The organism is Rhodococcus sp. Q (assembly GCF_005503035.1).
Taxonomy (GTDB): domain Bacteria; phylum Actinomycetota; class Actinomycetes; order Mycobacteriales; family Mycobacteriaceae; genus Rhodococcus_G.
The window spans coordinates 39,364-47,737 of the sequence record NZ_SCOY01000038.1 but is presented as its reverse complement, the minus strand read 5'-3'; the positions used below and the strand labels follow the sequence as shown (position 1 = coordinate 47,737).

General features: G+C 67.3%; 9 protein-coding genes. 6 read left to right on the top strand and 3 right to left on the bottom strand.

Features of this window, described 5'->3' with window-relative positions; all coding sequences use genetic code 11:
- Nucleotides 1-12 precede the first annotated feature (12 nt).
- Nucleotides 13-2,013, bottom strand: a complete 2,001-nt coding sequence (locus tag FFS72_RS23340) for a glycoside hydrolase family 15 protein (protein ID WP_249353480.1) — start codon at nt 2,011-2,013, stop codon at nt 13-15.
- A 65-nt stretch (nt 2,014-2,078) separates the two neighbouring features.
- Here FFS72_RS23340 and FFS72_RS23335 point away from each other — a divergent pair, with 65 nt between their 5' ends.
- From FFS72_RS23335 to FFS72_RS23310, 6 genes are all read left to right on the top strand, one after another.
- Nucleotides 2,079-2,288 carry a hypothetical protein gene (locus FFS72_RS23335; RefSeq protein WP_050067016.1) on the top strand — a complete coding sequence of 70 codons (210 nt, stop codon included), beginning with the start codon at nt 2,079-2,081 and terminating at the stop codon, nt 2,286-2,288.
- Nucleotides 2,289-2,424: 136 nt separating this feature from the next.
- Complete coding sequence (locus FFS72_RS27070; RefSeq protein ID WP_317698979.1) at nt 2,425-2,514, top strand: Ms4533A family Cys-rich leader peptide; 90 nt, start codon at nt 2,425-2,427, stop codon at nt 2,512-2,514.
- Nucleotides 2,515-2,681: 167 nt separating this feature from the next.
- Nucleotides 2,682-3,731, top strand: coding sequence for a sulfate ABC transporter substrate-binding protein (locus tag FFS72_RS23325; protein WP_137876172.1), 1,050 nt, complete (start codon nt 2,682-2,684; stop codon nt 3,729-3,731).
- A gap of 46 nt (nt 3,732-3,777) precedes the next feature.
- Nucleotides 3,778-4,659 (top strand): sulfate ABC transporter permease subunit CysT, encoded by an 882-nt coding sequence (gene cysT / locus FFS72_RS23320; protein ID WP_137876179.1) that lies wholly within the window; start codon nt 3,778-3,780, stop codon nt 4,657-4,659.
- A gap of 26 nt (nt 4,660-4,685) precedes the next feature.
- Nucleotides 4,686-5,462 carry a sulfate ABC transporter permease subunit CysW gene (gene cysW / locus FFS72_RS23315; protein WP_137876178.1) on the top strand — a complete coding sequence of 259 codons (777 nt, stop codon included), beginning with the start codon at nt 4,686-4,688 and terminating at the stop codon, nt 5,460-5,462.
- On the top strand, nt 5,459-6,451 hold the full coding sequence (locus FFS72_RS23310) for a sulfate/molybdate ABC transporter ATP-binding protein (RefSeq protein ID WP_137876171.1): 993 nt from the start codon (nt 5,459-5,461) through the stop codon (nt 6,449-6,451). Before cysW ends, FFS72_RS23310 begins: the two co-directional genes overlap by 4 nt.
- A gap of 32 nt (nt 6,452-6,483) precedes the next feature.
- Here the strand turns inward: FFS72_RS23310 and FFS72_RS27155 are convergent, their stop codons facing one another.
- Both FFS72_RS27155 and FFS72_RS23305 read right to left on the bottom strand, forming a co-directional pair.
- The gene (locus FFS72_RS27155; protein WP_502704151.1) at nt 6,484-6,741 is read right to left on the bottom strand and encodes a variant leucine-rich repeat-containing protein; all 258 of its coding nucleotides are present in this window, start codon (nt 6,739-6,741) and stop codon (nt 6,484-6,486) included.
- A 121-nt stretch (nt 6,742-6,862) separates the two neighbouring features.
- Nucleotides 6,863-8,164 (bottom strand): outer membrane protein assembly factor BamB, encoded by a 1,302-nt coding sequence (locus FFS72_RS23305; protein WP_137876170.1) that lies wholly within the window; start codon nt 8,162-8,164, stop codon nt 6,863-6,865.
- Nucleotides 8,165-8,374 lie beyond the last annotated feature (210 nt).

The following is an 8,374-nucleotide window of genomic DNA, read 5'->3' as shown; positions in this document are numbered from 1 at the left end:
GGGGCGGGCCGATCAGGTGGGGGAGTGCGCCGGCTGGAATGTGCCGGTCGCAGCCGCTTCCTCTGCTCGGATGACGTGCACGACCGCGTTGATCAGTGCCAGGTGGGTGAACGCCTGCGGGAAGTTGCCGAGGTGCCTGCCCGAGCGGGTGTCGATCTCCTCCGCGTACAACTTCAGCGGGCTCGCGTAGCCGAGCAGTCGCGAGCACAGGTGCTTGGCCCGTGACAGCTCACCGATCTCGACCAGTGCCGACACCAGCCAGAACGAACAGATCGTGAACGTGCCCTCCTCGCCGGACAGTCCGTCGTCGGTGGTCTCCACGCGATAGCGCAGCACGAGTCCGTCCTCGGTCAGCTCGTCGGCGATCGTGAGGACGGTCGCACGGACCCGGTGATCGTGTGCGGGGAGGAATCGGAGCAACGGCACCAGAAGCAGGGACGCGTCGAGGGACGGGTGCCCGTAGCGCTGGGTGAAGACGCCGCGCTCGTCGACGCCGTGCTCGAGGATGTCGGCCTTGATCTCGTCCGCGATCACCGACCACCGCTCGGCGTACCCCTCCTCGCCGTGGAGGAGGGCGAGCTTGACTCCGCGATCGAGGGCCACCCAGCACATCACCTTCGACGACGTGAAGTGCTGTGGTTCGCCGCGCACCTCCCAGATTCCGCGATCGGGTTGACGCCAGTGCTCGATGGCCTCCTCCACCTGCCTCTTGAGCAGTGGCCACAGAGCGTCCGGGACCTGGTCGCGGGAGCGCACGTGGAGGTAGACGGAGTCGAGCATGGTGCCCCAGATGTCGTGCTGCTTCTGGTTGTAGGCGCCGTTGCCGATCCGGACGGGTTTCGCGCCGTCGTACCCGGACAGGTGGTCGAGTTCGGATTCCTCGAGCGTCTTCTCGCCGCCGATGCCGTACATCACCTGCAGTGGGTGCGGGCCGCCGTTCTCGGACTGCGAGACGTCGGAGATGAAGGCGAAGAAGTCGTTGGCCTCACGGTCGAGGCCGAGTGTGTACAGGCCCCACAGTGCGAAGGTGGAATCGCGCACCCAGGCGTAGCGGTAGTCCCAGTTGCGTTCTCCACCAGGGGTTTCCGGAAGCGACGTCGTGGACGCGGCGAGCAGTGCGCCGGTGGGTGCATACGTCAGGCCCTTCAACGCCAGGGCGCTGCGCTGCAGGTAGCCGCGCCACGGGTGATCGGGGAAGGTGCCGATGGTGATCCACTGGCGCCAGCACTCCGCCGTGGTCCACATCTTCGCCGCGGCGTCCTCGAAGGTCTGTGGTGCCGGGAGGTCCGACCACGACAGGGCGACGAAGACGTTGTCGCCCTCCTTCATCCGGGTCCGTGCCCGCGCCTCGCGCCCTTCGAGTCCGAGTTTGAGGTTGGTGGTCAGGCGCAGCGTCGGATGCTCGCCGAGGGCACTGCCGGTGCACGTCGCGGTCGCTTCCTCGTACACCTTGCCGGTGTACTCCCACTTCGCGGGTACGCGGTGGTAGTCGAACGAGGGCTCGCAGCTCACCTCCAGTTCGACGACGCCGCTGACGCATTTCACCGTGCGCAGCAGGATGTGCTCGGCGTCCCAGTCGGTCGGTGTGCGCCGGTGGCTCCGAGACCGCTCGTCGTTGTTGTGCCACGGTCCCATCACCAGGGCGTCGCGAACGATGAGCCAACCGGTATCCGTCTGCCACGTGGTTTCGACGATCAGTCCGCCGGGTAGGTACCGGCGGGCGGCGGGAACATTCTGGCCGTACGGGCCGATCCGGAAGTGTCCGGCGCTGCGATCGAGGATCGCCCCGAAGACACTGGGGGAGTCGGGGCGCGGAATGCACATCCATTCGACGGCGCCGTTGCGAGCGATGAGGCACGTCGTCTCGCAATCGGACAGGAAGGCGTAGTCGTCGATCGGGGGGAACGGGCTGCGGCGCGAATGGTGGCGTTCGACCAACGCGGGCAGATTGGCAGGCAGGTCGTCGTACGCGGCCGGACCAGGTCCGGCCGCCTCGTGCTCGGTGGCCGTCATCTGCACATTCTGTGCCCACCGGGCGTCGTCGTCCACTGCTGGAGCCGCCGCGTAGGGTTGGGTGCGTGAATGCGATCGCCGAGTGGTGGGACGGACTGGAACTGTGGCTCAGTGGGCTGCCCTACGTGCCGCAGTTGCTGCTGGTCATGGTCGTCGCACTGCCCCTCGCGTACGGGTGCGCGAGCCTCTTCGACGTGGCGCTCGCCCGGGTTCTCGCACTGCTCGGACGGGACCGCGTTGCAGTGTCCGCCGACGTCACGGTCGGTGACCGCTGATGCCTCGTTCTCGCGTCACCCTCATGCTGATCGCGTTGCTGATTCTGGTTCTCATCGGGTGGCTCTTCACGCGGTGATCCCGCAGGGTGGTCTGCCGGTTGGATTCGGATCCAGTTGCTCTGCTAGATTCGCCCGCGTGTCTGTCACTGCCGCGCACCAGGTCCGCCATGAACTGGCGTTGATCGCTGTCGGCATGCTCGCAGTCGCCGACATCGACTGTCGTTGATCGACTGAGCCGGCGCCGTCGCGCCCGGACGGTTCGCCCCACGCAGCGGGCACCCTCCCAATCTGATGACCGTGATCCGCTGCCCATCGGCCGCGGCGTTCACGGCGGTCTCGACGACCACCCGAATTTTCGCCGCATTCCGGCGAATCCTCGAAAGGCATATCTCGATGAGTGTTCGTGCCCGCATTTCCCGTTCCGGCCTCCTCCTGGCCGCCGCCCTCACCGCCGGGGCCGTTGCGCTGACCGCGTGCAGTGGCGGATCGAGCGACGTGGTCGGCGCCGACGCGACCGGCGCGGCGGACGGCAGTGGCGGCACCGTCAGCCTCTTCGCCTACGCGGTGCCGAAGCCGGGCTTCGACAAGATCATTCCCGCGTTCCAGGCCACCGACGAGGGTGCGAACGTGCAGTTCCAGCAGTCCTACGGCGCCTCGGGTGACCAGTCGCGCAAGGTCAAGGACGGCGCGCAGGCCGACGTGGTGAACTTCTCCGTCGAACCCGACATCACCCGGCTGGTCGACGCCGGCCTCGTCAGCGAGGACTGGAACAAGAACGCCTACAACGGAATTCCGTTCGGCTCCGTCGTCACCATCGTCGTCCGCGAGGGCAACCCGAAGAACATCCGCGACTGGGACGACCTTCTCGCGCCCGGCGTCGAGGTCGTCACCCCCAACCCGTTCAGCTCCGGCTCGGCGAAGTGGAACCTCCTCGCGCCGTACGCCGCGAAGAGCGAGGGCGGCGCGAACCCCCAGGCCGGACTCGACTACGTCAACGCGCTCGTCACCGATCACGTGAAGGTGCAGCCGAAGTCCGGTCGTGAGGCCACCGAGACCTTCCTCCAGGGCACCGGCGACGTGCTTCTCAGCTACGAGAACGAGGCCATCTTCGCCGAGCGCAACGGTGATCCGGTCGAACACGTGACCCCGCCGGTCACCTTCAAGATCGAGAACCCCGTCGCGGTCATCCAGAACAGCAAGGTGCTCGAGCAGGCCACCGCGTTCAACGACTACCTCTACACCACGGAGGGCCAGACGCTGTGGGCCGAGGCCGGCTTCCGTCCGGTCGACCCTGCCGTCGCCGCGGAGTTCGCGGACGAGTTCCCGGCCCCGGCCAAGTTGTGGACCATCGCCGATCTCGGCGGTTGGAAGGCCGTTGACGCCTCGCTGTTCGCCAAGGACACCGGGTCGATCGCCGTGATCTACGACGCAGCGAGCCAGTAGTCTCACCATGACCACTACCGCGACGACGGGGGGATCGGTGTCCGAGATGCCGTCCGCCCCGGACACCCAAGAGACCGGCGCCTCCGCCCCGGTGAAGTCACCTGCTCCCCGTCGTCGTCGGCGGTGGTTCACCGTCACCGGAACGGTCGGACCCCTCGGCATCGGCATCACGATGCTCTGGCTCAGTGTCATCGTGTTGCTGCCTCTCGCTGCGTTGACCGTCACCTCGTTCGAGAACGGCATCAGTGGATTCTGGGACGCCGTCACCAGCCCGACGGCACTCGCGTCGCTGCGCGTGACCGTGTGGGTGTCCGTGGTGGTGGCGCTCATCAACGTCGTGATGGGCACCCTGATCGCGTGGGTTCTCGTTCGCGACGAGTTCCCCGGCAAGCGAGTCGTCAACGCGCTGATCGACCTGCCGTTCGCGCTGCCGACCATCGTCGCGAGCATCGTGCTGCTCTCGCTGTACGGGCCCAACAGTCCGATCGACGTGCAGCTCAACGCGACCCAGCCGGGTCTGATCGTCGCGCTCGCGTTCGTGACCCTGCCGTTCGTGGTGCGTTCGGTGCAGCCGGTGCTGATCGAACTCGACAAGGACGTCGAGCAGGCGGCGGCATCCCTGGGTGCCGACAACTGGACGATCTTCCGCAAGGTCGTGCTCCCCACGCTGGCTCCAGCCATCATCGGTGGTGCGGGCCTGGCCTTCGCGCGGGCCATCGGTGAGTACGGCTCGGTCGTCCTCATCGGCGGCAACATCCCGCGCGAGACGCAGGTGACCTCGCAGTACATTCAGCAGCAGATCGAGATCGACCGACCCGTCAACGCCGCCGCGGTGTCGGTGGCGTTGCTGGCGATCGCGTTCGTCACGCTGCTGGTGCTCCGTCTCCTCGCCAGCCGCACCCAGCGACGTGAGGAGCAGTCCGAGTGAACGTCTCGACGCCGGCTCGGCTCGGCATGCGCGTGATTGCACTCGGCTACCTGGTGCTCCTGCTCCTCGTTCCCATCGGTGTGATCCTGTGGCGCACCTTCGAGAACGGGATCGTCGCCTTCATCGAGGCGATCTCGACCCCCGCGGCGATCTCGGCGCTGAACCTGTCGCTGCTCATCGTCGCGATCGTCGTGCCCATCAACGTGATCTTCGGTGTCGTCACCGCACTCGCACTGGTGCGAGGCAGGTTCCCCGGCCGTGGCCTCGTCCAAGCCGTTGTCGACCTGCCGTTCGCGGTCTCACCCGTCGTCGTCGGTGTGTCCCTGATCCTGTTGTGGGGCGTCAACGGCTGGTTCGGAGGGCTCGACAGTCTCGGATTCCGGGTGATCTTCGGGCTGCCCGGCATGGTGCTCGCGACGATCTTCGTGACGCTCCCGTTCGTGGTCCGCGAGGTCGAACCGGTTCTGCACGAGATCGGCGACGAGCAGGAGCAGGCCGCCGCGACCCTCGGTGCGTCGAAGTGGCAGACGTTCTGGCGGATCACCCTGCCCGCGATCCGCTGGGGCCTCACCTACGGCATCGTGCTCACCGTGGCCCGCTCGCTCGGCGAGTTCGGGGCCGTGATCATGGTGTCGTCCGGTTTCCCCGGCGTCTCCCAGACCCTCACCCTGCTGGTGCATTCGCGCTACATCGACGACCACAACACCTACGGCGCGTACTGCGCGGCGACGCTGCTGATGGGCATCGCCCTCGTGACGCTGCTGCTGATGACGCTGCTGGACCGCAAGAGGAGCAACGCATGATCTCGGTAATCGGCGCCAACAAGAACTACGGCGACTTCGCGGCCCTCGACAACCTCTCGCTCGACATCCCGTCCGGGTCCCTCACGGCGCTGCTCGGACCGTCCGGCTCGGGCAAGTCGACGCTGCTGCGGTCGATCGCCGGACTCGAACACCCCGACACCGGCACCATCACCATCGCGGGCAAGGACGTCACCGGTGTACCGCCGCAGAAGCGCGACATCGGATTCGTGTTCCAGCACTATGCGGCGTTCAAGCACATGACGGTGCGCGACAACGTCGCCTTCGGCCTCAAGATCCGCAAGCGGCCGAAGGCGGAGATCGAGAAGCGCGTCAACGAACTCCTCGGGATCGTCGGGCTCGACGGCTTCCAGCATCGCTACCCGGCGCAGCTCTCCGGTGGTCAGCGGCAGCGCATGGCGTTGGCGCGGGCGCTGGCGGTCGATCCGCAGGTGCTGCTCCTCGACGAGCCGTTCGGCGCGCTCGACGCGAAGGTCCGGGAGGACCTGCGGACCTGGCTGCGTCGCCTGCACGACGAGGTGCACGTCACCACCGTGCTCGTCACGCACGACCAGGAGGAGGCGCTCGACGTCGCCGACCGGATCGCCGTGCTCAACAAGGGCCGGATCGAGCAGGTCGGTACGCCTCGCGATCTCTACGACAGCCCGGCGAACGACTTCGTGATGTCGTTCCTCGGCCCTGTCGCGAAGCTGAACGGTCAGCTGGTGCGTCCGCACGACATCCGGGTCGGCCGCGACCCCAGCATGGCGGTGGCGCAGAAGGCGGGCACCGCAGAGTCGGCGGGCGTCACCCGCGCCACCGTCGAACGAGTCGTCCATCTCGGATTCGAGGTGCGCGTCGAACTCCGCAATGCCGCCACCGGCGACCTGTTCGCCGCTCAGGTGACCCGTGGTGACAGCGAGGCGTTGCAGCTCAAGGAGGGCGAGACCGTTTACGCCCGCGCGACCCTGATTCCGTCCATTCCCGCGTAGGCGGCGCCGCGCGGCTCTGGGACGAGAGAGCATCAGCGCCTCGCGGTGGCCTTCCTCAGGTCGATGGCACGGTCCACGTCGGGCTCGCCGAGTGCGGCGAGCCACTCCAGAAGCCCCGGATGGGCATTCGGGGTGGCGGCGACGGCCGGCCGCAGTGCCCGATGGTGTTCCGGCGCGCCTGTTCCACCGCTTCCTTCGGGGCCTTCGGATTCCCGACTCGGCGGGCGTTTACTTCGTGCGTCCGGTCTCGGACGATGCCGAGTCCGCGAGCCTCGACGCCCTTCGCGCACAGGCGAACACCGACCGGCCGGCCGTGGACCGCGACCACTGCTACGCGAAGCTGGTCAGCGCGACGCACCCGGAGGAGGCAGCACCGCGCTGCAGCGATAGTGGTTCGGTACGCCGCGCCCGCTACGGCTTGAGGACGAACAGTTCCCCGATCAGGGTCGGCGTCACGACCTCGCCGTCTGGGCCGATCGACGTACCGACCGTGAATCCCGTTGCACCGGGCAGGATGTCCTGGTCAGCGGTCTCGCCGGTCGCGGTGTCGAAGGTGAGCATCGCGAGTCCGTCGGTGCCCTCGCGGACGACCGTGTAGCCCGTGCTGCCCGCGGTCTGCGCCGGTACGCCGAGCTGGAGTAGATCCGTCCGTTCCCACGACACCTCGGCGGTATCGCCGTTGTCGCGCAGTGCGAGCAGGCGACCGTCGCGTCCACCGGCCGGAATGATCAGGCCGTCCGCCGAAATCGAGGGCCCGGCCGCCGCGGTGTACCCGATGTCGTGGTGCCAACGAGGTTCGCCGCTGAGCGCGTCGAGAGCCCACAGCGCGCGCTCGTTGTCGTTGACGTACACCGTCGACCCGTCCGCGGACAGGACGGGGCTGGACGTGGCGCCGCCGGGCAGGGCGTCGGTGGACCACTCCTCGGTCAGCACGCCGTCCGCATACCGCATCGCGACCAGCTGGCTGCGCGGCGTCCCCGGCCGCCAGAGGGTGAGATAGAACCGTCCCGAGGACAGGTCGATCGCAGGTGGGTGCGACACCGGGCATTCCGGGGAACCGAGGAAGCAGTTGTCGAGTCCCTGCGCGGCGGGGACCAGCGGCACGTTCTGGGCCTGAGCGGCCGTCGGTGCCGGAATCAGTTGGTAGGAGGGAACGACCTCACGGCCGTTCTGTGGGTTCAGGATCGACACGACTCCGAAATGCGTGACGAACAACAGGTTTCCGTCGCCGGTGAACTGCGCCGAGACCGGCGTTCCGCTCACGATGGTCCGCCAACGAAGTTGGCCGTGATCGTTGAACGAGTTCATCGCGCCGTCTTCGCCGATGTACACGTTCGTGGCCTTGTCGACGAGTGGGGTCGACAGCGCGGAGCCGGGGCCGAGTCGCGTGCACCAGCGTTTGCGGCCGCTGTCGATATCGAACGACCAGAGGGTGCAGCCGATCTCGTCGCGCGTCGTGACGAAGATCTGACCGGTCGCCGCGACAGAGGCGTAGGTCGCGGCCGGAGCACCGAGCGGCCGCGACCAGGCAGGCGACACGGACCGGGATCCGGTGACCGGGCTGGTGGCACTGTTGCGGGCGTCGGCGTGCATTCCCGGCCAGCCGCCGGGGGAGTAGATGCCTGCGACCTGGGCGTCGCTTCCGCAGCCCGCCGTCACCAGGGCGGAGACCGTCGCAAGTGCCACTGCTGTCGACCGTACGACCCGCCGCATGCATCACTCCTCGTGTGTTTTTCGTTCGGTGCACACTATCGGGCGTGCAGGTGTGACCCACGCACCTGTCCGGGTACGGCATTGCCGGCATGCTCCGGATGCGTTCGAACGTCCGCGAATTACGGTCGGTTACAAATCTTGTGCCGTGTCGTTATCTTTTCGCAATTTATATGCCTGGCAAATGTCTCGAATTGTTAATATTTCCGTCGC

What these genes read in the sequence shown, in the direction of transcription:
- FFS72_RS23340 (WP_249353480.1), bottom strand. Translation starts at nt 2,013, where the DNA reads ATGACGGCCACCGAGCACGAGGCGGCCGGACCTGGTCCGGCCGCGTAC.
- FFS72_RS23325 (WP_137876172.1), top strand. Translation starts at nt 2,682, where the DNA reads ATGAGTGTTCGTGCCCGCATTTCCCGTTCCGGCCTCCTCCTGGCCGCC.
- cysT (WP_137876179.1), top strand. Translation starts at nt 3,778, where the DNA reads ATGCCGTCCGCCCCGGACACCCAAGAGACCGGCGCCTCCGCCCCGGTG.
- cysW (WP_137876178.1), top strand. Translation starts at nt 4,686, where the DNA reads ATGCGCGTGATTGCACTCGGCTACCTGGTGCTCCTGCTCCTCGTTCCC.
- FFS72_RS23310 (WP_137876171.1), top strand. Translation starts at nt 5,459, where the DNA reads ATGATCTCGGTAATCGGCGCCAACAAGAACTACGGCGACTTCGCGGCC.
- FFS72_RS23305 (WP_137876170.1), bottom strand. Translation starts at nt 8,164, where the DNA reads ATGCGGCGGGTCGTACGGTCGACAGCAGTGGCACTTGCGACGGTCTCC.